Origin of the sequence: Nocardia sp. CA-129566, assembly GCF_050956075.1 — a bacterium.
Taxonomy (GTDB): Bacteria; Actinomycetota; Actinomycetes; order Mycobacteriales; family Mycobacteriaceae; genus Nocardia.
The window spans coordinates 4,714,680-4,736,099 of record NZ_CP192085.1; the positions used below are offsets into that span (position 1 = coordinate 4,714,680).

Consider the following 21,420-nt stretch of genomic DNA (forward strand, 5'->3'; position numbering starts at 1 on the left):
ACCGGGCGCTCACACCGTACGGAAGACCGCGGTACGTCTCGTGCCGAGCGTAGCGGATCGGGCGCGGCGGATTCGCACGCCGGGCGCGAAGGCTCGGGAACGGTGCCCCGTGGTGCCGGTGCGCGGGCGGTGGGCTCGGGTGGTCGACGAGCGCCGCGCGCGGAGGCGACCGACACCGCCGAGGGCCCGACCGACCGGTATCTGCCGGTGCGGCCCAACCGTCGCCCCCAGTCCGCGCAATCGTCGTCGTGGCAGGTCAGGGTCGCACGGACCGGCGTGCGCCTGGTGGTGGCCGCCACCGCTGTGGTCGTCGTCTCGGGCACCGGATTCGCGTACTACACCGAGCGCGCCGTCGATGACGGGTTCGACCGGTCCGGGGCCATCAGTTCCGAAGACGCCGCCGCGCTCGACGGCGATATGAACATCCTGCTGATCGGACTGGACACACGTAAAGACCGCAACGGCAACGATCTGCCCAAAGACGTCATGGACCAGTTGCACGCCGGTGACGGCAGCGAAGGCGGCTACAACGCCAATTCGCTGATTCTGGTGCACATTCCGAAGGATCTGAAGAAGATCACCGCCTTCTCCATCCCCCGCGACGACTACGTCGCGGTCACCGGGATCCCCGGCTACGACCACGCCAAGATCAAGGAAGCCTATGGGCTGAAGAAGGTGATAGTCGAGCAGAAGCTCGCCAACCAGGGCGTCAAAGACAAGGTCGAACTGGAACGCCAGGGCCGAGAGGCCGGTCGCGAATCCATCGTGCAAACCGTGAAGGCACTGACCGGAGTACCGATCAACCGGTTCGCCGAGGTCTCCCTCGTCGGTTTCTACGACCTGGCCAACATTCTCGGTGGTGTCGATGTGTGTCTCAACCACGCCGTCAACGACGAGTACTACTCCGGCGCGGTGTTTCCGGCCGGACCCCAGCATCTCGATGCCGCCAACGCGCTGTCGTTCGTGCGCCAGCGCCACGAACTCGACAACGGCGACCTCGACCGCACCCACCGCCAGCAGGCGTTCCTCACCTCGGTCGCCAAACAGCTCAAGGAGTCCGGCACACTCACCAACATCGGCAAGATGCAGCAGCTGATCAACGCCGCCCAGAACGATGTGGTGCTCTCCCAGGGCTGGAATGTGCTCGACTTCGCGCAGACCATGGGAAAGGCCGGTTCGATTCCGATCGAATTTCAGACCCTGCCCGTGCAGGATACCAGACCGTCGACGGCCAAGACGTCAACATCATCGACCCGGCCGCCATCAAAAAGACGGTGCGCACGGCGTTCGGTGTGCAGGCCGCTCCCCCCAGCGCACCCAAGACCACACCCACCAGCACCGTCGATGTCGTCAACGCGGGCGGCGCGACGGGTATGGCCGCGAAAGTGTCAACCGCGTTGGCCGACAAGGGATTCCAGAAAGGCACCATCGGCAACGCCGCCTACACCGACGGTTCCAGTTCGGTCGTCTACTACGGCACCGGCGCCGACACCGATGCCACCCAGGCCGCGGATCTACTCGGCGGGCTACCGACGGCCGCTTCCAAGAGCCTCGACCCCGGCCACATCAAGATCGTGATCGGCAGCGACTTCACCCTGCCCGACGAATTGAGTTCCGGCACATCATCGTCGAGTTCGTCCACCTCGACCGGCACAGGTTCGCCCACGACCTCGTCCACCGGCGCCACCACCTCCACACCCGCCGACGAGGCACCCGACTCCGGCAAACCCGTCACCACCAGCATTGGATCCAACATCCCCTGCGTGGACTGACCGGTCGGACATTTCATCCTCGCCGCCGGCGTGCTCGAGACGCCCGAACTGCTCGAGCCCAAGAACCATGACATTCTCGGTCCTGCTCTGGCGGGTTCGGTGGTCGCGGGCGTGCTGTCCTATGTCTCGGTCATGTTCCTCACCTCGTACTTCGAGACCGAGAAGCTGACCGCGTTCGCCGTCTACTGCCTGGTCGCGGGCATCGGCAGCGCCGCGTTGTTCACCTTGCGCGGCTGATACCCCACCGATATGGCGGGTGGTCTACTTGCCGTCAGGGTGGCCGACGACGGCCAAAGCCGTGGTCCAGTCGGTGGCAATGGCATTCTGGGCGTCGGTCAAGGCGACCGTGCCGGAACACACCAGCGTGTGCAACTTGTTCTCGACGGCGTCTTTCGGATTGTTCGGCCCCGCGCCCGGTTTGTGATCGGGTGACGGTGGCTCCACCCACAGGTTGCGCGGATCGTTGGGGTCACCGCCGAGCTCCAGCGACACCAGGTGGTCGTACTCGGCGTCATGCAATGGGCCGGTGTAGTCGTAGGACTTCGCGTTGGCGTCCTTCTCCCGGTTGGTGATGTTGGCCGGCGGGCGGATCGAGGAAGTGTATCCGCCCTTGCAGATGGTGTCGCCGAGGTTGTCCGCGGCAACCTTCGGATTGACCGCTCCCGGAGTGCACGCGGGATCGGGCAGTGGCTGCCCGTCGCCGGACTTGCGGTAGTGGCAGCTGCCCGGAGCCGGTTGCGCCTGTACCGTGTACGTGCCGGAGGGTCCTGGACCGACCGGCACCTGCAAGGTCTGTCTTGCGGCAGGGGGTTGAATCACCGCGTGCGCGACGGTTTTCGAGCCGTCATGTGCGCAGCCGGCAACCAACAACGGTGCCAGCACCGAAACCACCAGTGTCTTGCGAATATTCATGACTTACCTCTGGCCGAACCTTCATCCGCGTCCAATTGTGCGGCACAGTAGGCATACCGCTGGTATTCGGCACGAAAACATCTCCGGCGGCCTCGATGGTGTGGAATCCGGGATTCGAACTCGGCGGATCTACCACTGGCAGGCTCTCAACCCTGACCCACACCGCTGCCCGTCGGCGGCGGGTCCATGTTCCGTTCTCGATTCGGAAGCGATCGAACTATCGTCGTAGTCGAACCGTTGGGCCATATTGCTAGTCAGCCGGTTCCGGTGTCCGGCGTTATTCGACTCTGCCCGCACCCGGAGATCGGATTGCGACCCGCTTCGGGATCTGCGCCGATCACGGACAATGGCCGGCCCCACCATCGCGGTCTTCGAAATTCATTGCGGCTCTGCGGGATTGCAGCTGTGCAGGATCGTGGAACCGCAACACATGACCGGGTTGCGGGGCGGCCGGATGCCGATTCTGGGTGATATGAAGATGCTCGCGGCGCGACCCGACAGATGTGCTGGGTCGTAGGCGCTCGGGGAAGTCTTTCCGCTCCGAACCGGACCAAATGGTCTTATATCGGGCTCGGCGCACTTATGCTGAGGCCTCGAACCACGCCGACGGGGCCGACCGAGCGGCGGTTACCGCAGGGTGCGCGAAATACCTTACCTCCGAGGAGTATTCGTGTGACGACTAGCAAACTCGATATATCGCGAGCGCGGTACTGGATCGACCGGTGGGATCGCCAGCAAGAGCACTACATGCCCGATCGCGAACAACGATTCGAGGTCATCGGCGACGTCTTGACCGAACTTGTCGGCCGGATGGACCCGTTGATCGTCGACCTCGGCGTCGGGCCGGGAACACTGTCGGACCGACTGCTCACGCGAATGCCTGCCGCTACCATCGTCGGTGTGGACGTGGATCCACTTCTGTTGGCCTTGGCCGAGATGAGCCTGGGGTCACCGCGATTCCGCACGGTCAACGCCGATCTGTGCGAGCGTGATTGGCTCGACAGACTCCGACTGCATCGAGCGCCCGATGCGTTCGTGAGCACCACCGCTCTGCATTGGATGAACCGTGAACCGCTGCGCGCGCTGATCCGGACCTGTGCGGCCGCGCTCGCACCCGGTGGTCTGTTCATCAACGGGGACCATCTCTACGAGGGGGCGACCGGCTCGCAGCTGGACGCGCTCGGCAGAGCTATGACCGCCCGCCGAGCCGAACGGGTGGGAACTGCGTGCTCGGAGGATTGGGAGGCATGGTGGGCCGCGGTCGACCGCGCTCCTGAACTCGCCGACCTGGTGCGCCTGCGCGACGGGGGATTCGCTCACACGGTTCACGACCGGCCCACCGTCCACGACTACATCGCCTTCGCGTACGACGCGGGCTTAGCCGAAGCCGGAATCGTATGGCAGTACGGCGACGACCGCGTCTTGGTCGGGATCCGATAATTCCTCCACCGGAGGAACGGCCGCGAAACCAGCGAATCCGGCGCGCCGCAGGTCATCGCGAGCGCTGTGGATGGCGTGGTAGAACCCGCAGCGCAATCCCGCGGGAGTACGTATCGGCCAGAGTCTCGAGAATTGATCGACCGGCGGCCGACCGGCTTCGATTCAGCTGAGCAATGAGGCCTCGAGGAATCGTGTGGAACTCCGGAACCGGTCGCGCCACGGTAAGCCCCGGCAGGGCACGACAACATCGGGTCGTCGTGTCGATGCGATCAGCCAGCGAGGCGCGGGCTAGAATCGAGGCCGTCCGAGAAGGGAGATTTGTATGTCTACCCAGGTCTTTTCTGTCGACGGGCTGCACTGCCGTGGGTGCGCGCAGACCATCAAGGACGTAGTGATCCAACTGCCCGGGGTCGAATCGGTGACTGTCGATCTCGATACCAAGGGCACCTCGCGGGTGACAGTGTCAGCCGATCACGAGCTCGCTGCTGCCGAGTTGCAACGAGCGCTCGACCGCGACGGCGACAATTTCGCGGTCGTATAACCATTCCACCCACTCACGCGCTGGCCGCTCGATTCGCTGCGCCAGCGCGGCGAGTCGCCGATTTCTGAGCGGTCGCGCTGCCAGGCAACGGTCTACTACGTCGGAGGAAACGTCTTCGGCGATGGCCCGAAGCTGTCGAGTTCGGCGACCGCCCGTGTTCCCGGCGGGGAGGGTGACCGGGTCAGGGCCGAGCACGGTCGACCACTGGAACCGAGCCCGGTAATCCGCGTCGATACGACGTGCGCCGCAGACACTCTCGACTTGGCCGAGCAGATCGAAATCACCGCTGCCGCAATTCATCCGACGGCGTTCCCGCCGGACCGCCAACCGTAGTCGGTCAGGATGCACTCGATCGAGCGGTGCTGAGTACCCTCGTCGTGATTCGTGGGAACTCCGCTTCAGGGCAGTCGACAGTTGCTGCCGCGTTGCAGCGCAGATTCGATCGTGGGACCTGTGCGGTGGTGGCACAGGATGTGGTTCGGCGGGAGATGGTGCGGGAGTCGGACGAGGCTGGCGCGTTCAATATCGCATTGATCGAACATATTGCGAGGCTGTGCCTTTCGCGCGGGTTGGTGGTGGTTGTCCAGGGCATCGTGAATGCCGATCGGTATGCCATAGCCAGTTGTACTTACCACTCTTGGGGGGGTAGGCAGTTCGAGCCAGTTGATAGCATGACTGCCGGTCGGACAGACTGCTTCGGCGTACGCGACTAGGAGGTGGTCAAACACCATACCGCCATTAATAATGGGTCAGGCCCGAATATTTCGGGGGCATGCGTTTAGATGTACGTTTGCCAAAACCACCTCCTTCGCGCGCCATCAAAGAACGGTGTCCGACGTTTATGTGATGCAAGCAGGGTGCGTCGGGAATCGTTGTGCTGCATGGTGTCTCGTCGAGTTCTCCAACCGGTTGATGCCGGACGAGTTGTGGAAGCTGGCGGAGTCGCTGCTCGATGAGGAGTTGGACCTGACGGGTGTCCATGGGGCGTCTGTTGGTGGTGGATCGGGTTCCTCCCGGTCTCTATCCCAGCGACGGGGTGATGCTGGTCTATGACGGTGGAGCGCTCAGCGCCGATCAGACAGCGGCGATAACCCTTCCGGCGGAAGAGCTTCGAAGGTGGGCGTGGTGCGATGACGTCGAGGCCGCGAAGCGACTTCCGTGTTGGCTCGGCGCATGGCAGCAGCGCGCCGGGCTAGTACCGAGGGCATGACGGCATATCTGGAGGATGGTTCGCCGTCACATGACGTCGAAGAAGATAACGGGCACCGGATGTAGTGCTGGTGGTCAGGCGGGGACGGATGTGGGGATTTGAGCCAGGGCTTCCAGGGCGGAGGCGGTGGTTTCAGGGGAGGCGGGGAGGAGGGGGAGGCGGACGGTGGGGGTGGGGATGCGGCCTTGGGCGGCTAGGGCGGATTTGATGACCGCGGGGTTGGGTTCGGCGAACAGGGCTGCGGATAGGAGGGTGAGGCGGTGGGTGAGTTGGCGGGCGTCGGCGATGGGGCCGCTGTGCCACAGGCGGATCAGGGTGGCGAAGGCAGGAGTGGCCAGGTGGGCGCTGGCGAGGATGGCGCCCGATGCGCCGAGGGCGAGGAGTGGGGCGGCGTGCAGGTCGTCGCCAGCGAGGACCGAGACATCCGGCGGGATGGTGCTCATCAAGGTGATGGTGGTGTCGTCGATGCTGCCGACCGCGTGTTTGAAGCCGATGATGTTCGGGGTGCTGGCCAGTCGGTGCAGGGTGTCGGGACTCAGCGTGCGGCCGGTGCGGTGCGGAATGTTGTAGATGATGAGGGGGACCGGGCTGGTTTCGGCCAGGTGGCGGAAGTGGGCGAGCACACCCGCTTCTGAGGGCCGGGTGTAGTAGGGGACGACGGTCAGCGCGGCGGTCACGGTGGAGCCGAGGGCGGCGAGGGCTTCGGCCGAGGCGGCGGTGGAGTTCGTGCCCGCACCGGCGATCAACGGGGCGTTGCGTTCTCGGCAAACGGTGCCGCAGATATCGAGGACGCGGCGGCGCTCTTCGGGGGTCAAGGTGGCGGTTTCGGCGGTGGTACCGAGGGCGACGATTCCTGTCGCGCCGTCGTCGAGCACCTCATGGGCGAGACCAGCAAGGGCATCGGCAGCCAATTCGCCGTTGGCGGAGAAAGGCGTGATCAGGGGGACGAACAGGCCGGTGAGCGTCATGGTTCCCAGACTGCCGCGTACCGATGCTTCAGGTCCAGTTCACATTTGTTCCGATAAGCATAAGCTGAGCTGATGCTCGATGTTCGTAAGCTGCGCCTGCTGCGCGAATTGGCCCACCGCAAGACGATCGCGGCGGTCGCGGAGGCGATGAGCTATACGCCATCGGCCGTCTCCCAGCAGTTGACCGCGCTGGAACGGGAAGCCGGTGTGCCGCTGCTCGAGCGAACCGGACGACGCGTCACGCTCACACCCGCCGCGCTCACCCTGGTCGAACACGCGGAAACCATTCTCGCCGCACTCGAGCAGGCCACGGCCGACCTCGCGGCCTCCCGCGCCGCGCTCACCGGGACGCTGCGCATCGGAGCCTTCCCGACGGCGGTCGCGACCATCCTGTCCCCGGCCCTGATCGCGCTCAGCCGAGACCATCCGCGACTGGAACTGCTTGTGACGGAACTGGATCCGGCGACCGTCCCGGACGCGCTGCGCACCGACGCGCTGGATATCGCACTGGTCCAGGAGTACGACTTTGTGCCCGCCGAGCCCGATCCCGCCCTGGACACCGAACCACTGCTGGAGGAGACGATCTACCTGGCCGCCCGCACCGCCGTGCACCTCTCTGAGCACCACACCTCCTCCTGGATCGTCGGCACACCGGGCACGCTCTGCCATACGATGACGATCCGGGCTTGCCAGGCAGCCGGATTCACGCCACGGGTTCGCCACCACGTTGACGACTTCAGCACCGTCCTCGCACTGGTCGCGGCCGGACAGGGCGTCGCCCTCGTCCCACAACTCGGCGCACTCACCCCACCGCCCAACGTGGTGCTGACCGCCCTGCCGACGCGCCGCAAAACCCACTTGGCCTACCGGCGAGGCACCGGCACCCACCCGGCCGTGGTCGCGGCCCGCACCGCGCTACGTGCTTCCGCCACAACAATTTCCAGCGAACCGTCATCGCGCCTGCTCGAATCACGCTGAGCCACCTGCCGACACGGCTACCGAACACCGCCATCCACCGCTGCCAGCAACCGGCGCTACCGCACGCGTCGGGGTATCAGCAGTAGTCGCCGGAAAACGCTACGCGAGGCGGACATCCGCGGTGGCGAGGCCGAAGATCTTGCGGCCCGCGGACTTCGCGACGATGACGACGACAGCAGTCCTGGTCTCGGGGTCAACCGACTTTATGCGCCCGGTGAACTCGACGCTGCCGACGGACGCGGCTTCGACAACCGTGTAGTTCGAGAGCCGGACCCCGTACCTGGTCAGAGCGCCTGGGTCACCGAGCCAGCCGGTGACGTATCCTGCCCCCAGGCCCATGGTCAGCATGCCATGCGCTATCACGTCAGGAAGACCCGCGAGCGCAGCGACACCGTCGTGCCAGTGGATCGGGTTCGCATCCCCGGCTACACCGGCATAGTTCACCAGATCACCCCGCGTCAGCTGTGCGATCCGAGGAGCGAGCTCGTCACCGACCGTGATGTCCTCGAATCGGATCACGGTGCGCGGGATTCGCGTTCGGGCGATAGGGGAGTGGCGTGGTCCGGTGTCAGAAACGGGGTCCGTCACGACCTGCTCATCCGCGCCCGCGCGACTCGCGGCCGCGGTGCGCGAGGGCACGTCGATACCGTGCATGATCACCCGTTCCATCGCGTCGCTGATGCCGGCGTCGACGTCCTCGCCGGTGACACCGACGACAGTTGTGTGCATGATCTGCACAACCTGGCCTGTCTGGTCGGTGAAGGTGTTCTTGATGGTGAGCAGATCCTTGCCTGCTATGCGACGAACCGCGGCGAGCTCGACATCGCTGACCAACCGGTCACCGCTGAGCACCGGCTTGTACATCTCGAAGACCTGATCGGTCTGCACGAACACGTCGTAGCCGGTGATGACAGTTTCGAAAAGCTTGCGGTTGGCCAGCATCGCGGCAATCGAAATGAACGTAGTCGGCGCGACCAAACCGGCGTATCCGAGTTCGTCGGCAGCATCCTCGTTCCAGTGCACCGGGTGGAAATCCTGCACAGCTCGCGCATATTCGCGGATCTTCTCCCGACCCACTTCGTAGTAGTCATCCGCACGATAGCGATGCCCCACCAACCCGGCCACATCGATCGTTGCTTCCACCAAGCCGCTCCTCGCTTTCGGATTCTTTCAGGCCTCGTAAGCGGTATCCACAGAACCGAATTCACGAGCGAACCCCACCCTCCCACACGAGGCGATGCTCCGGGCGGTGAACACAAGAGGCTGGTCGCGGGCAGTGGCGTGAATATTCGTGTCAGTGGTGGAACAGGCGCAGTTCTGTGCGGGCGAGTGTTATGCGGTGTTCGCGGCAGGCGTCGGCGATCGTCTCGCCGTGCAGGGCGCCGGTCGGTTCGACGACGACCGCGACTCCGTGTTCGGCGGCGACGTCGATATTGTCGCGAAACGGGAGGTAGCCATCGGATACCAGAGTGATGCCGCTGAGCCGGCGCCGCCATGCTGCGTGTTCTCGAGCCTCGATCGGAGGATGTGGTCGGGTGAGCAGTTCTGCGAGTTCGTCGTGTTGGGTCGTGGTGAGGGTGCCGGCGGCGAGGGCGATCTGCCAGTTCAACCGCTGCTGACGCGGCAGATCCGCTGGCAGGGGGAGGTCCCGAATGCTGTGATGCCTACGCAGCCACCAGGTTCGCGCCTTGGCTCCGGCGAGCTCGGTGCAGTCGACACGGGACTGCTGCCCGGCCCCAACACCGACAGTCATGCCATCACGCACGAGGACCACAGTGTTGGATTGGGTGTAGCGGGCCGTGATCATGCCCAGTAATGCATCCGCGGTGGCGGCATCGGTGAGCGCGGGTCCCTCGATCGAACGAATCAGGTCTGCGGTGATTGCTTGCCGATCGTGGTCCTGCTCGATGGCGACACCGAACACGGTGCGAATCTCGGTGGCCGGCGGGCGGTAGGTGGGGTCTATCTCGAAGACGACATAGCGGCCGCGCTTCTTGCGGGCCAGCTTCGCGACGGTACCGGGCGCGAAGCCCGGCGCGATGATGCCGTCGGACACCACTGTTGCCAGCAGTTCGGCCAGTTCATCGTCCACCGGCTCGGAGACCGCGATCATGTCGCCATACGACGACCGAGGATCGGCGTCGCGAGCCCGGACATAGGCTGCGGCAAGCGGTCCCAGCTGGGCGGTTCCCAGCCCCCACGTCTCGCGCATGGTCTCGTCGAGCGCCCCGTTCAGTGCCGCTCCCGCCGGAGAGACGTGTTTGAACGATGCGGCCGCCACCATGTCGGTCGCGCGCTGTGCGTCGGCGACCAACTGCCAGGCATTGAGCGCATCGAGATAGTTGATCATCGAGGCCACCCCGCACAGCACTCGGATGTGACCGGCGCTGCCGTCGATGATCCGGGCCCGTTGATGAGGATTCATGCCGTACCGCAAATCCATTGCTGTGTTCCATATCCCGAACTCGAGTTCGGGAGCACCCAGGCGGACGACGCTCCGATTGTGCGCTTCCTCGTGGTCTATCCACGTGACGCCAGTCGCGAACACCAACCTTAGAACATGATGCGGCGCACGCACAGCGCCCGCGAGCCCCTGCCCTAGGCGACCGACTTCCGCAACGCCGCCAACTCATCCTCACGCGGATCACTGACGTCGACCGATTCCGGGCTGTTGAAGATCCGCACCAGCCGGGTATCTGGCTGGAACCGCGGCCATCCGGGATCGCCGTGCTCGGCGAAAGCCACCCACGCCGAATGGATTTCGTCGGCCAGCGCCTGGGGTGGGTTGGGTCCGGTCAGTGTGCGCGCGCCGTCGAGCGCATCGAAGACGAAGGGCACCTCCAGTACGTGGCACGCGCCGAGCCCGTCGATGCCTGACGGCCAAGCGAACTCGTAGGCGTAGGTCGGCGCGCCCGCTGTGGCGATCGATTGTGCGAGGTGCAAGGTGTCGGAACGGAAGGCCCTATCAGTGATGATCGCGGCGAAGATATCCGCGGGCGCGGCTGCCGGGCGGTTCGCTCCATAGATATCCGCGAGAGCGGGATCCAGCCCATAGCGAGTGAGTGCGAAAGGCAATGTCTCCGCGGTGATTCCGGCAGCGACGCCGGTCGGGACCGTGAAGAAGCGGAATTCCTCCGCAGTGCATCCCGCGATGAACGGCATGGCCCGATCAGGCTGCTCGGCGAGCACGGCGAGCGGCCTGCCCTCGACCACCTCACCATCGATCACGGGAAGCAAACTCATGACGCCGAGCCCGCTCGCAATGATCGACGAGCCCCAGCGCTCCGGATCCGGATCGCTCATCAACTCGAGCGCGAGCCTATCCTGCGCGCTGCGAATTCCCTCGGGGCCGAGACGACCGAAATCGTCTGCGACGGCACTGATCCCGAGCATCGTGGCCAGTTCACCGGCCAGCTTGCGCGCATCTTCGGCGGCGACCGCCGCGGAGCCGTTGCCGCTCTGCATGATCGCCTGCTGGAACAATCCGCGCGACAGCGGCGAAGCCATCAGCGTCGCCACGCTCATGCCGCCCGCCGATTGACCGAATATCGTGACCCGGTTCGGATCCCCGCCGAACGCTTCGATGTTCTCCTGCACCCACCGCAGAGCGAACAGCTGATCGTGCAGTCCGCGGTTGAGCGGAGCGTCCGCCACCGCCGCGAATCCGGAGATGCCGAGCCGATAGTTGATCGAAACCAGCACGACCCCATCGCGCGCGAACCCCGCACCGTCATAGATCGCCCTGGCATTGGATCCCCGGACATAGGCGCCGCCATGAATCCACACCATGACCGGCAGTCCCGAACCACCCGCATCCGGCGTCCACACATTGACGTTCAGATATTCGTCGCCCGGTATCCCGTCACTGCCGATCAGCGCGTGAATCGGCGGCGGATACGGCGATTGCGCACAGGTGGCGCCGTGGGTGAGCGCATCCCGAACACCCTGCCAGTCCGACACCCGCGTCGGTAGTCGAAACCGCGCGGGCCCGACCGGCGCGGCCGCGTACGGCACTCCGAGAAATGCGCTCACTCCAGCGGTCGTCCGGCCACGAATCTTGCCGCCGGTGACGGAAACAATCGGTTCCATGAATCTCCTTCGTCCGACTCGATTCTCTACGCCGCACCGCCGCCAGACCACAGAATCCACCAGCTCGCACAACTTCGGAAATAGCCGAGGATGTGCGGCTCGCGCAGGCCCGCTCCGGTCACCAGCACCCGCGGGACCGACGCAAGGCGCACGCAAGCCGACGCAAGGCCTCCGCAATCATCGAACGGCAGAGTCGGGTTCATGAACCAGACATTCGATGTGGTCGTCGCGGGAGCCGGACCGGTCGGACTGATACTCGCCTGCGAACTGCGCCTCGGCGGTGTGGATGTGCTGGTGGTCGAACGGCTGACCGAACCCGATATGACCATCAAGGCCGGTGCGATCAATGTGCCGACCGCACAGGCCTTCTACCGGCGCGGACTGCTGCCCGACCTGCTCGAACACCAGAACGCGGCACTGGAGCGCATGCGCGCCGCCGGTACGTATCTGAGCCCCGAGGTGACCCCCCAGCGCCTGCCGTTCGCCGGTCTTTCGCGGGCATCATGCTCGAGACGTCCGATGTCGACTTCGACGACCCGGCTTTCGCCGGGCAGCTGCGGCCCGGCTGGAACTGCACCGACAACGGAATCTATGTCAACGGCCCGATGCCGGGTCGTTTCGTCACGGTGGAACTCGACGGCCCGCCCGCCGACCGCACCGCGCCGGTGACCGCGGCCGAATTGCAGGCCAGCCTGCGCGCGGTCTCGGGTGTCCCGGTCGAGATCATCGCCGTGCATTCCGCTACCCGGTTCACCGATAACACCCGTCAGGTCACCGACTACCGCAACGGTCGTGTGCTGCTGGCGGGCGATGCGGCCCATGTGCATTCGCCGTTCGGCGGACAGGGCCTCAATCTCGGCATCGGCGACGCGGTCCGATGCGGTGCGCGTCGTCACGGCGAAACCTGTTGCACCACGGGAGCTTTCCGCGCTACTGATCCGCCCGGACGGCTATGTGGCCTGGGCTGCGGACTCCGGCGCGCACGCCGGTCTGCTCGAGGCGCTGCGCCGGTGGTTCGGCGACAAATCCTGATCAGCGGAATATGCAGTGCCAATCGAGATCGGCTTGGTTGAGCCGCGACCCCACATGGCCGCGGCGCAACCACGTGTCAGGCCGCCTGGCGGTACACCGCGAGGACCGGAATCACCCGGGACGTGTTGGCCTGGTATTCGCCGAATCCCGGCATGATCTCGACCATTCGCGCATACAGTTCGTCGCGTTCGGAACCGGTCACCACCTCGGCCTTCGCCGGGTAGCTCTCGGTGCCGATCTCCACGGTGAACTCGGGATTCGCACGCAGATTGTGATACCAGGCCGGATGCTTGTCCGCGCCGCCGTTCGAGGCGATGAGCACGATGCGCTCGCCGTCCGGGAGATAGACCAGCGGGCTGGTGACCTGGCGGCCGGACTTGGCGCCCGTCGTCGTGACCAGCACCATCCGGGCACCCTCGAACATGCCACCGACCTTGCCCTCGTTCGCGCGGAACTCATTGATCACCTGCGCGTTGAAATCGTTCACTTCACTCCCATCGTTCACGGCATCTCCCGCACCAACTCCGAGGGCGGGTTCGAAATTCCGGCACACTCCTTGCCGGACGGACCTTCGGAGGAATACAGTACGTACGTACGGTTTGGTTGAGCCTACGACTGGAGCTGCCGATGTGGGATCCCAAGAAGTATCTGGCCTTCGATGACCACCGCTCGCGCCCCTTCTTCGATCTGCTGGGTCGAATCGGGGCCGAGGATCCACAACGTGTCGTCGATCTCGGCTGTGGCCCCGGACATCTCACCGCATCGCTGGCCGAACGCTGGCCGGGAGCGATTATCGAGGCCTCCGACTCGTCACCCGAAATGGTCGCCGCGGCACGCGGTCTCGGCATCGACGCGACACTCGGCGCGGTCGAGGACTGGCAACCGGCCCCGGGCACCGATGTCGTCATCACCAATGCCGTGCTGCAGTGGGTGCCGACGCATACGACCCTGCTGCCGCGATGGCTGCATGCGCTGCCCGCGGGCGCCTGGCTCGCGTTGCAGGTTCCTGGCAACTTCGACGCGCCCTCCCATCGCGCGATCAGGGAACTCGCGGCCCGCGACGAATGGCGCGACCGGCTCGCACCCGCGGGCATCCTGCAGCCGCGCGATGTGCTCGATCCCAGCGGATACGCGCAGGTGCTCACGCTGGCCGGAGCCGAAGTCGACGCCTGGGAGACGACCTACCTGCAACGGCTGTCGGGAGAGGATCCGGTCTTGGAGTGGGTCACCGGAACCGCTTTGCGCCCGGTTCGCGATGCACTCGACGATGCGGCCTGGCAAGGGTTCACCGCACAGCTGGCGCCGCTGTTGCGCGCGGCCTACCCGCGCCAACTCGACGGCACCACCTGGTTGCCGTTCCGGCGGGTCTTCGCCGTTGCGCGCAAGACCGGCTGAGGCCATCGCGACCGTTATGGTCCGCGCAAAGGTATCCCAATAACGCGCAACTATGCTTTCCGGCTATATCTCGGCGGTGTTCTCGGGCAGCAATCTCCTACTTCGGAAAGGTTCTGCGATGATTCCCAGCATTGCGCCCTGTGCCTGCGGTCCCGATTGCCGGTGCGGTTGTCAGGAGGGCGGCACCTGCTCATGCGGCGGCGACAAATGCCAACACGAATGACCGAATGAAACCCAGGCTCCCGAAACCGGGGGCCTCGGTTCGTATTCAGGCAGTACCCGGCGCGACGAACATAAAGCTCTTCTCCTCGACCCGCCGCTTGATCCGCCACCGGCCATCGATACGTTCGAAAGTGTCGAGATACCAGAGCCCGCACAGCATCAGACTCTGCTGACCTTCACCGGTCGACACCAGCATCGGGTTGTGACACATGGTGCGCCCGGTGGCGGTGTCACCATCGACGGTGATCGACGAATTGCTGATCAGATGCTGGAACGCAAGAAAGTTCGGCATGACGGTGGCGAGAAATTTCTTCGTCGATTCGAGATCTCCCACCGCGCCGCCCATCGCCGAATAGTCGATATGCGCATCGGCGGTGAAGACATCATCGAGCAGATCCCACTGGTGGGTGTCGACCGCATGCGAGTACCGGACCATGAGGTCCTCGATCTCCAAACGGTCCGAAATCTCCTGCAGGGACAACATGGTGCCTCCGAATTGCCGACACAGCGTTCCGCCGGGCCGCGGAACTGTGAGCCAGGGTAGCGTCGAAAACGATTGGCCCCGCGCAGTTCCAACAGTGCGTCGGGAGAATTTCGGCTACCGAGGAGTGGTATGAGAATCGGCATCATCGGCGCGGGCCGGATCGGCGGCGGTATCGCCCGCCAACTGGCCATGGCGGGACACCAGGTCCAACTGGCCTTCAGCCGGAATCCGGACACGCTCACGGACCTGGCCGCCGACATCGGGCGCGGCGTCACGGTCGGTGCACCCGCCGCGACAGTCGCGATCTCCGATGTCGTGGTGATCTCGGTGCCGTGGCCGGTATTGCCGGAGGCGTTGGCGCAGGCGGGATCCCTCGCGGGCAAGATCGTCATCGACACCACGAATCAGTTCGGTGCACCACAGCCACCCGAAGGTGTGACGGCCGCGCAGTTCAATGCCGAGCGGATGGCCGGCGCGCGCTACACCAAGTCGTTCAACACGCTGACCTCGAGTTTTCAGGCCGAAGCCGCTCACAGAGTCGGCGATGACCGGGTGGTGCAGTGGCTCTGCGGTGACGATGCGGAAGCCAAGCTGATCGTGGCCGGGCTCATTGCCGACGCCGGGTTCGTGCCGGTGGATCTCGGTGCGACCGCGGCCGCCGCGGTCATGGAGGCCCCACGCCGCGACGGTGCGGTATACGGCGAGGAGTACCGCGCCGTCGATGCCGATGCGGTCGTGACGGCAGTGGCGGACGGCAAGCCGATTCCGCTGACACCCGAGTATCACTGAGCCATCCCGTGGCGTAGGAGCAGGATCTAGCTGATGGCGTCGCGCACCCGGCCGTCCGCGTCGTGCAGAAGTCGCCGTGCCGCCGGTGCGTCTACTCCGGCCAGGCGCATGACGATGGCGGTTTTGACGTGGCCGTCGGCCGCTTCCAAAAGGGCTGCGGCCGTGGCGGGATCGGCTTCGGTTGCTTCGGCGATGATGCGGCGGGCGCGGTCGATGAGTTTGGCGTTGGTCGGCTTCACGTCCACCATCAGATTGCCGTAGACCTTGCCAGCTCGGACCATGGCGGCGGTGGAGAGCATATTGCACACCATCTTCTGTGCCGTGCCCGCTTTCAGGCGGGTGGAACCGGTCAAAACCTCGGGGCCGGTGTCGATTTCGATGCCGACGTCGGCGTGTGCGCTGGCCTCGGCATTGCGGTTGCACGAGATGGCGACCGTAGCGGCACCGATCGAGCGGGCATGCAGCAACGCACCGATGGCGTAGGGGGTTCGTCCGCTCGCGGTCAGTGCCACGACCACATCGTCGCGGGTGAGCTCGATCGCGGACAGGTCGGCGGCGGCGCGGGCCGGATCGTCCTCGGCGCCCTCGACCGCGCGCAGGAATGCTTGCGGTCCGCCCGCGATGATCCCCAGCACCTCGCCGGGATCGGTGCCGAAGGTCGGCGGGCATTCCACCGCATCGAGTACGCCGAGACGACCACTGGTGCCCGCGCCGACATAGATCAGTCGGCCGCCACGCCACCGTGTTTCCCCGATCAACTCGACCGCCCGCGCGATCTCCGCAATCGCCTGCGCCACCGCCGAAGCCACACCGGCGTCCTCGGCGTTCATGGTGCGCAGCAGCTCATCGATCGGCATCGAGTCCAGTGTGGTGGTGCGCGGGTTGACCGCTTCCGTGGTCAGCGAACCGATTTCGGTCACCGTGCCACCGGTGTCACGAGTTTCATTCGGCCTCCTTGGTTCGGCGATCGGCCACCGCCTCGTAGGTGCGGCGCAGGGCTTTGGCGGCGGACGGTGTGCGTTGCAGAACCCCGACGTACAGCGCGTCGACAATGAGCAGCTGGCTCATGCGGCTGGCCATTGCCGCGGAACGGAATCCGTCTTCGCGCCCGGCGACCAGCACCGTGTGCCCGGCGGAATTCGCCAGTCTGGAATGTGTTCCGGCCGTCACGGCGACCGTGGTCACGCCCGCTTCGGCGGATCGGCGCACCGCTTCGACGACCGCGGCGGTTTCGCCCGAATGCGAGAACGCGACGCTCACATCGCCCGCCTGCAGCAGGCTGGCCTGCACCAGCGCATCATCCTCGGATGTGCATGCGGCGCACCACATTCCGATGCGGGTCAGCTTCTGAGCCATATCCATCGCGACAAGTCCAGAAGCGCCGATGCCGACCAGCAGCACGCGCCGCGCACCCACCAGTGCGTCGACTACGGACTCCATCGTCGCCGGATCGGCAAGCTCCGCGGTCGCGACCATGCCCTCGGTTTCGAAGGCGGTGAGCTTGTGCAGCACCTTCGACAGTTCGTCATCGGCATCGATATCGGTGGCGAAGACCGGCGATCCCTCCTCGCCACCGACCGCGGCCAGCGCGAGCCGCAGCTGCGGATAACCCTCGTAGCCCAGCGTTTTGGCCAGCCGTACCACCGCGGAGGTGCTGGTGCCCGACCGCTCGGCGAGCTGGCTCACCGTCAGCTGTGCGGCGGCGCCCGGATCGTGCCGGATCACCTGCGCGACGCGCAGCGCGGTCGGTGTGAGCCGCGGCAGTGCGGCCAGCAGGCGAGTGCGGACGTCATCACCCTCGGACATCGTTCACCCTGAGTCGTCGGGGCTCGGTGGTCGGCGCGGCGGGCAGCGTGAATCCGGCCGCTCCCGGGGTGATCGACCCGAGTATTGCCGCGCGTCTCGCACCGGTACAGCCGGGATCGCTGCCCGCCAGGCCGTGTGCGGTGAGGAACCCGAGCACAGCGAATGCGGTCGCCTCCTTCGCGGCCGAGGGAAGTCCGAGTTCATCGGAGGTGCACAGTTTCGCGCCGTCCAGGTGCGCGCCGAGCAGCGCCATCAAGGTGGGATTGCGAGTTCCGCCGCCCGAGGCGATGACTTCGGTCGGGCGCAGCGGCGCGAGGGCGTCGGCGATGGTGCGTGCGGTCAGCTCGGTCACACTCGCGACAATATCGTCGGCGGATAAGGTACGGCCGTCCAACACGCGCTCCAGATAGGCGTGGTTGAACAGCTCCTTCCCGGTGGTCTTGGGTGCCGGTGCGCGGTAATAGGGTTCCGCGAGAAGGGTTTCCAGCAACCGCGCCTCGACCTTCCCACGCGCGGCGCGCATGCCATCGCGATCGAAATGCTCGGCACCGCCGGTGCCGCGCTCGACCGCGGCATCGATCAGCGCGTTGCCAGGTCCGGTGTCGAAGGCGACCGGCTGATCACCGGTGACGGTGACATTGGCGATCCCGCCGATATTCAGTGCCGCCGCGCGTCCGGGGCGTCCGGCCAGCCACAGCACATCGAAGAGCCCTACGAGCGGCGCGCCCTGTCCGCCCGCGGCGATATCGCGCGAGCGAAAGTCGCTGACGACCGGTACTCCGGTGCGTTCGGCGATCCAAGCCGGCTGACCGAGCTGCAACGTGCCACGGGTCCTTCCGTCTGCCACCCAGTGGTAAACGGTCTGACCGTGCGATGCGACGAGATCGGCGCTGCCGCCGAAGAATTCGCCCATCGCGGCGTCGGCCGCGTCGGCGAAGGCCAGACCGATCGCGGTATCCAGTCGGCACACGGTCGCCATATCGACCGAACCCGGCGGCAACGCGGCGATGAGTTCCGATCGCAACGAGCCCGGATACGGTCGGCTCAGCTGTCCGATGAGTTCGACATGCACGGTCTCCTCCCGCAGGACGATATCCGCGCCGACGGCATCGATCGCATCGTGCGACGTCCCCGACATCAACCCGATGACGCGCACTATGCCACCGCCGCAACAGGTTCCGGCTCTCGCGGCGTGGAGGCGGGATGGAACAGACTCGCGATCGCCCCGACCATCAGGGTCACGAGCACGCCGATCGGCACCAACCACTGTGCCGCGATACCCTTTTCGACCACCTTCCCCGCAACCGTGACATCGATCTTGACGACCCGTACCACGAATGTCATCACGATCACCGTGGCGATGAACGCCACGATCGCGTCGAATTGGTTCGCGCGCGACACCAGCCGCCCGAGCAGGAACGCGCCGAGCAGCGCGCCGTAGGTGTATCCGGCGATGGTGAGTGCCGTCAGATATACATTGCCGGTCGTCGCGCTGAAACCCATCGCGAACAATGCCATCAGCGCGGCCCACACCAGGGTCATCACCCGAGCGAGCCGCAGCAGCGTGTCATCGGGGAGCGTCCGGCGTGAGAAGCTGCGAACGATATCGGCAACCGTCGAATTCGCCATCGAATTCAGGGCCGAGGACAGCGAACCCATTGCCGCGCCGAGGATTCCGGCGACGAGCAACCCGGAGATCACCACCGGCAGCCCGTGCAGAATGAAATTGGGGTACAGGCTGTCCGCACTGGCCAGCCCGAGTTCCTTGGCCGTCTTTCCCCCGTTGTAGGACCAGAGCAGCACACCGACCAGGGAGAATGCGGCGAACTGGATGGCAACGAAGATGCCAGAACCGATCATCGCCTTCTGACTGTCGCGCAACGACCGCGTCGCCAGGATGCGTTGCACGATCAACTGGTCGGAACCGTGTGAGGCCATCGCGAAGATCGCCCCGCCGATAATCGCCGTCGGGAGCGCGAAGGTGCTGGTCAGTATGTGCGCGATACCGAAATCGGAATCGAAGACGCGGAACTTGCCCGCGTGCAACGCATCCGACCACCCCGAGGCCCCGACATGACCGGTGAGCACACCGATCGCGATGAGCGCACCGGTGAGGTAGAGGCCCATCTGCAGCGCATCGGTCCAGATCACCGCCTTGATGCCGCCCAGGTAGGTGTATATGACGGTGAGCAGTGTCAGCGCGATGATGATCGCGTCGTAGCCGAAGTCGAGCCCGAACTCACCGAGCAGCAACTTGATCGGAATGGCGGAGGCGAACAATCGCACCCCCTCGGCGAGCAGCCGGGTGAACACGAAGGTCACCGATGCCACGCCCTGTAGATAGCGGCCGAAGCGCAGCTCGAGGTATTGGTAGGCGCTGACGAACCCGCCGCGCTTGTACAGCGGGATCAGCACGATCGCCACTATCGTGCGCCCGATGATGTAACCGATGGCCAGCTCGACATTTCCGAAGGCCTGATCGGTGTACGCGCCGCCAGGAATCGAGATGACGGTGAGCACACTGGTTTCGGTGGCCACCACCGAGAAACACACCGTCCACCACGGCATTCGTCCTTCACCGACGAAATAGTCGCTGCTGGACTTCTGCTTTCCGGACAGCCGCAGGCCGATCCACGCGACGGCGACGAGATAGATGACGATGACGGCGAGATCGAGTGCGTTCAACGCAGCTCCCCGGTGACGCGGCGGACGGAATGAAACTAAGTGTCAGCGTCTGCATGATATCTGTCAATGATTGTCAGACAATTCGGGTGACCAGGGCTTCGAGCGCGGTGGTCCGGTCGAGGGCGAGCAGGGCCGCACCGTCGATCGGATCACCGAGTGGGTCGCGGCGCTCGATCACGTCGGCTATCTGCCGGTTGAGCGGGTCCAGCAGTGGCGCACCGAGTTTGGTGAGTCCGCCGGTGATCGCATAGGGGACCGGCGGACGCAGGCCGGACTGTTCGATGGCGGCGCGGACGGTGCGGCCGAGTGCGCGGGCGGCGGTCACCATGATCGCTGCCGCGGTGTCGTCCATGGCGGCCGCGACGGTGGGCGCGAAGCTGGCGGCCGCCAAGGCCGGATTGTCGTGCTCACCAAGGAATTTCGGCAACGCGTCCAGGTCGATGCCGTAGTGTTGGCCGACCTTCTCGACCAGGACGGTCTGCGGCCCCCTGCCATCGTGGGCACGCAATGCGGCGCGCAGACCTTCCATGCCTATCCAGCCGCCGCTGCCCTCGTCGCCGAGTTGCGGTCCCCAGCCGTCGACCCTGGTGAACCCGCCCGCCGCGTCCACCGCCGTCGCCACGGCTCCTGTTCCGATCGCCAGCACCACACCGGGCGATCCGCCGAGCGCCCCCGCGTGTGCGGTGACCGCGTCGGAGGTGACCGCCACCGCATCGGCGAACTCGGCAAGTCGACGAGCCAGGAAGGCTGCCGCATCCGGGGCCGATGCGGCACCGGCGGCGCCGACCGACAGCGTGAAAGCATTCGGCATCGGCGATATCTGGTCGATGACCGCACGAATCGCTCGCTCCGCCTCGGCGATACCCGCCGCATGGGCCAGTCCCGGCGCACCCGGCGCTTCGGCATAACCCGTCTGGCTGCCATCGATGCGCAATGAACCGCGACAGCCGGTCTTGCCGAGATCGATTGCGAGGACATGGCTGGTCATGGAAGACATGCTTACCAGCAGACCCGGAGACCGACGTGCTGATCGAGGATGGCCGATATCCCGGTGTTCGACCACATCACAACCGCAGTACGTTCCACGCAGGTCACGA

22 protein-coding genes, 3 pseudogenes and 1 riboswitch are annotated in these 21,420 nt (G+C 65.4%); of the genes and pseudogenes, 13 read left to right on the top strand and 12 right to left on the bottom strand.

The genetic code is table 11. The features are described 5' to 3' along the window. Positions 1-486: 486 nt before the first annotated feature. The 4 genes and pseudogenes from ACQP0C_RS20330 to ACQP0C_RS20345 all read left to right on the top strand — a co-directional run. Positions 487-993, top strand: a pseudogene (locus ACQP0C_RS20330) (LCP family protein); the annotation flags it as partial. Between the two features lie 380 nt (positions 994-1,373). Continuing rightward, positions 1,374-1,532 (top strand): annotated as a pseudogene (locus tag ACQP0C_RS20335) (LytR C-terminal domain-containing protein); the annotation flags it as partial. A gap of 42 nt (positions 1,533-1,574) precedes the next feature. Continuing rightward, a complete protein-coding gene (locus ACQP0C_RS20340; protein ID WP_433734831.1) occupies positions 1,575-1,772 on the top strand; it encodes a hypothetical protein in 198 nt (65 codons plus the stop codon). A 15-nt stretch (positions 1,773-1,787) separates the two neighbouring features. Then, positions 1,788-2,009, top strand: coding sequence for an undecaprenyl-diphosphate phosphatase (locus ACQP0C_RS20345; RefSeq protein WP_433734601.1), 222 nt, complete (start codon positions 1,788-1,790; stop codon positions 2,007-2,009). A 24-nt stretch (positions 2,010-2,033) separates the two neighbouring features. On the opposite strand, the gene ACQP0C_RS20350 is transcribed toward ACQP0C_RS20345, so the two are convergent. Next, a complete protein-coding gene (locus ACQP0C_RS20350; RefSeq protein WP_433722036.1) occupies positions 2,034-2,684 on the bottom strand; it encodes a hypothetical protein in 651 nt (216 codons plus the stop codon). 672 nt (positions 2,685-3,356) lie between these two features. Between ACQP0C_RS20350 and ACQP0C_RS20355 the strand changes: the two genes are divergently transcribed. The 3 genes from ACQP0C_RS20355 (at position 3,357) to ACQP0C_RS20365 (ending at position 5,378) form a co-directional block, all read left to right on the top strand. Continuing rightward, on the top strand, positions 3,357-4,124 hold the full coding sequence (locus tag ACQP0C_RS20355) for a class I SAM-dependent methyltransferase (protein ID WP_433722038.1): 768 nt from the start codon (positions 3,357-3,359) through the stop codon (positions 4,122-4,124). A 322-nt stretch (positions 4,125-4,446) separates the two neighbouring features. Then, positions 4,447-4,665, top strand: coding sequence for a heavy-metal-associated domain-containing protein (locus ACQP0C_RS20360; RefSeq protein ID WP_433722040.1), 219 nt, complete (start codon positions 4,447-4,449; stop codon positions 4,663-4,665). A 377-nt stretch (positions 4,666-5,042) separates the two neighbouring features. Further along, on the top strand, positions 5,043-5,378 hold the full coding sequence (locus tag ACQP0C_RS20365) for an adenylyl-sulfate kinase (protein WP_433734602.1): 336 nt from the start codon (positions 5,043-5,045) through the stop codon (positions 5,376-5,378). Between the two features lie 571 nt (positions 5,379-5,949). Here ACQP0C_RS20365 and dapA read toward each other — a convergent pair. After that, positions 5,950-6,843, bottom strand: coding sequence for a 4-hydroxy-tetrahydrodipicolinate synthase (gene dapA / locus ACQP0C_RS20370; protein ID WP_433722041.1), 894 nt, complete (start codon positions 6,841-6,843; stop codon positions 5,950-5,952). Between the two features lie 72 nt (positions 6,844-6,915). Here dapA and ACQP0C_RS20375 point away from each other — a divergent pair, with 72 nt between their 5' ends. After that, positions 6,916-7,821 (top strand): LysR family transcriptional regulator, encoded by a 906-nt coding sequence (locus ACQP0C_RS20375; RefSeq protein ID WP_433722043.1) that lies wholly within the window; start codon positions 6,916-6,918, stop codon positions 7,819-7,821. A gap of 99 nt (positions 7,822-7,920) precedes the next feature. Here ACQP0C_RS20375 and ACQP0C_RS20380 read toward each other — a convergent pair whose 3' ends face one another. From ACQP0C_RS20380 to ACQP0C_RS20390, 3 genes are all read right to left on the bottom strand, one after another. Further along, complete coding sequence (locus ACQP0C_RS20380; RefSeq protein ID WP_433722045.1) at positions 7,921-8,967, bottom strand: fused (3R)-hydroxyacyl-ACP dehydratase subunits HadA/HadB; 1,047 nt, start codon at positions 8,965-8,967, stop codon at positions 7,921-7,923. A 148-nt stretch (positions 8,968-9,115) separates the two neighbouring features. Then, positions 9,116-10,264 carry a phosphoribosylaminoimidazolecarboxamide formyltransferase gene (locus tag ACQP0C_RS20385; protein WP_433722047.1) on the bottom strand — a complete coding sequence of 383 codons (1,149 nt, stop codon included), beginning with the start codon at positions 10,262-10,264 and terminating at the stop codon, positions 9,116-9,118. A 29-nt stretch (positions 10,265-10,293) separates the two neighbouring features. Beyond that, positions 10,294-10,373: riboswitch (ZMP/ZTP riboswitch) on the bottom strand. Positions 10,374-10,419: 46 nt separating this feature from the next. Continuing rightward, positions 10,420-11,910: a carboxylesterase/lipase family protein gene (locus ACQP0C_RS20390; protein WP_433722049.1), complete on the bottom strand. Its 1,491-nt coding sequence runs from the start codon at positions 11,908-11,910 to the stop codon at positions 10,420-10,422. Between the two features lie 201 nt (positions 11,911-12,111). Here ACQP0C_RS20390 and ACQP0C_RS20395 point away from each other — a divergent pair, with 201 nt between their 5' ends. The 3 genes and pseudogenes from ACQP0C_RS20395 (at position 12,112) to ACQP0C_RS20405 (ending at position 12,942) form a co-directional block, all read left to right on the top strand. Further along, complete coding sequence (locus ACQP0C_RS20395) at positions 12,112-12,579, top strand: FAD-dependent oxidoreductase (RefSeq protein WP_433722051.1); 468 nt, start codon at positions 12,112-12,114, stop codon at positions 12,577-12,579. After that, a pseudogene (locus ACQP0C_RS20400) lies at positions 12,516-12,794 on the top strand (FAD-dependent monooxygenase); the annotation flags it as partial. The gene ACQP0C_RS20395 and the pseudogene ACQP0C_RS20400, both read left to right, overlap by 64 nt. Next, entirely contained in the window at positions 12,703-12,942 is a 240-nt protein-coding gene (locus tag ACQP0C_RS20405; RefSeq protein WP_433734603.1) for a hypothetical protein, read from the top strand. The pseudogene ACQP0C_RS20400 and the gene ACQP0C_RS20405, both read left to right, overlap by 92 nt. Positions 12,943-13,018: 76 nt before the next feature. On the opposite strand, the gene ACQP0C_RS20410 is transcribed toward ACQP0C_RS20405, so the two are convergent. Then, positions 13,019-13,447 (bottom strand): nitroreductase family deazaflavin-dependent oxidoreductase, encoded by a 429-nt coding sequence (locus ACQP0C_RS20410; RefSeq protein ID WP_433722053.1) that lies wholly within the window; start codon positions 13,445-13,447, stop codon positions 13,019-13,021. A 122-nt stretch (positions 13,448-13,569) separates the two neighbouring features. Between ACQP0C_RS20410 and ACQP0C_RS20415 the strand changes: the two genes are divergently transcribed. Further along, positions 13,570-14,337, top strand: coding sequence for a trans-aconitate 2-methyltransferase (locus ACQP0C_RS20415; RefSeq protein WP_433734604.1), 768 nt, complete (start codon positions 13,570-13,572; stop codon positions 14,335-14,337). A 268-nt stretch (positions 14,338-14,605) separates the two neighbouring features. On the opposite strand, the gene ACQP0C_RS20420 is transcribed toward ACQP0C_RS20415, so the two are convergent. Further along, entirely contained in the window at positions 14,606-15,043 is a 438-nt protein-coding gene (locus ACQP0C_RS20420; RefSeq protein WP_433722055.1) for a nuclear transport factor 2 family protein, read from the bottom strand. A gap of 72 nt (positions 15,044-15,115) precedes the next feature. On the opposite strand from ACQP0C_RS20420, the gene ACQP0C_RS20425 reads away from it, so the two are divergent. Then, entirely contained in the window at positions 15,116-15,832 is a 717-nt protein-coding gene (locus tag ACQP0C_RS20425) for an NADPH-dependent F420 reductase (RefSeq protein WP_433722057.1), read from the top strand. Positions 15,833-15,858: 26 nt separating this feature from the next. Here the strand turns inward: ACQP0C_RS20425 and murQ are convergent, their stop codons facing one another. From murQ to ACQP0C_RS20450, 5 genes are all read right to left on the bottom strand, one after another. Next, a complete protein-coding gene (gene murQ, locus ACQP0C_RS20430; RefSeq protein WP_433722059.1) occupies positions 15,859-16,752 on the bottom strand; it encodes an N-acetylmuramic acid 6-phosphate etherase in 894 nt (297 codons plus the stop codon). Between the two features lie 22 nt (positions 16,753-16,774). Further along, positions 16,775-17,638: a MurR/RpiR family transcriptional regulator gene (locus tag ACQP0C_RS20435; RefSeq protein WP_433722061.1), complete on the bottom strand. Its 864-nt coding sequence runs from the start codon at positions 17,636-17,638 to the stop codon at positions 16,775-16,777. Continuing rightward, positions 17,625-18,794, bottom strand: coding sequence for an anhydro-N-acetylmuramic acid kinase (locus ACQP0C_RS20440; protein ID WP_433722063.1), 1,170 nt, complete (start codon positions 18,792-18,794; stop codon positions 17,625-17,627). The genes ACQP0C_RS20435 and ACQP0C_RS20440 overlap by 14 nt, the downstream gene beginning before the upstream one ends. Beyond that, positions 18,794-20,323, bottom strand: a complete 1,530-nt coding sequence (locus ACQP0C_RS20445; protein WP_433722065.1) for a sodium:solute symporter — start codon at positions 20,321-20,323, stop codon at positions 18,794-18,796. The genes ACQP0C_RS20440 and ACQP0C_RS20445 overlap by 1 nt, the downstream gene beginning before the upstream one ends. Before the next feature lie 73 nt (positions 20,324-20,396). Further along, the gene (locus ACQP0C_RS20450; RefSeq protein WP_433722067.1) at positions 20,397-21,311 is read right to left on the bottom strand and encodes an N-acetylglucosamine kinase; all 915 of its coding nucleotides are present in this window, start codon (positions 21,309-21,311) and stop codon (positions 20,397-20,399) included. Between the last annotated feature and the right edge of the window lie 109 nt (positions 21,312-21,420).

Excerpts from the sequence above, each read along its gene's own strand:
- dapA (WP_433722041.1), bottom strand. The coding sequence starts at position 6,843 with ATGACGCTCACCGGCCTGTTCGTCCCCCTGATCACGCCTTTCTCCGCC.
- ACQP0C_RS20420 (WP_433722055.1), bottom strand. The coding sequence starts at position 15,043 with ATGTTGTCCCTGCAGGAGATTTCGGACCGTTTGGAGATCGAGGACCTC.
- ACQP0C_RS20350 (WP_433722036.1), bottom strand. The coding sequence starts at position 2,684 with ATGAATATTCGCAAGACACTGGTGGTTTCGGTGCTGGCACCGTTGTTG.
- ACQP0C_RS20375 (WP_433722043.1), top strand. The coding sequence starts at position 6,916 with ATGCTCGATGTTCGTAAGCTGCGCCTGCTGCGCGAATTGGCCCACCGC.
- ACQP0C_RS20390 (WP_433722049.1), bottom strand. The coding sequence starts at position 11,910 with ATGGAACCGATTGTTTCCGTCACCGGCGGCAAGATTCGTGGCCGGACG.
- ACQP0C_RS20395 (WP_433722051.1), top strand. The coding sequence starts at position 12,112 with ATGAACCAGACATTCGATGTGGTCGTCGCGGGAGCCGGACCGGTCGGA.
- ACQP0C_RS20450 (WP_433722067.1), bottom strand. The coding sequence starts at position 21,311 with ATGACCAGCCATGTCCTCGCAATCGATCTCGGCAAGACCGGCTGTCGC.
- ACQP0C_RS20435 (WP_433722061.1), bottom strand. The coding sequence starts at position 17,638 with ATGTCCGAGGGTGATGACGTCCGCACTCGCCTGCTGGCCGCACTGCCG.
- ACQP0C_RS20385 (WP_433722047.1), bottom strand. The coding sequence starts at position 10,264 with ATGGATTTGCGGTACGGCATGAATCCTCATCAACGGGCCCGGATCATC.
- ACQP0C_RS20360 (WP_433722040.1), top strand. The coding sequence starts at position 4,447 with ATGTCTACCCAGGTCTTTTCTGTCGACGGGCTGCACTGCCGTGGGTGC.
- ACQP0C_RS20415 (WP_433734604.1), top strand. The coding sequence starts at position 13,570 with ATGTGGGATCCCAAGAAGTATCTGGCCTTCGATGACCACCGCTCGCGC.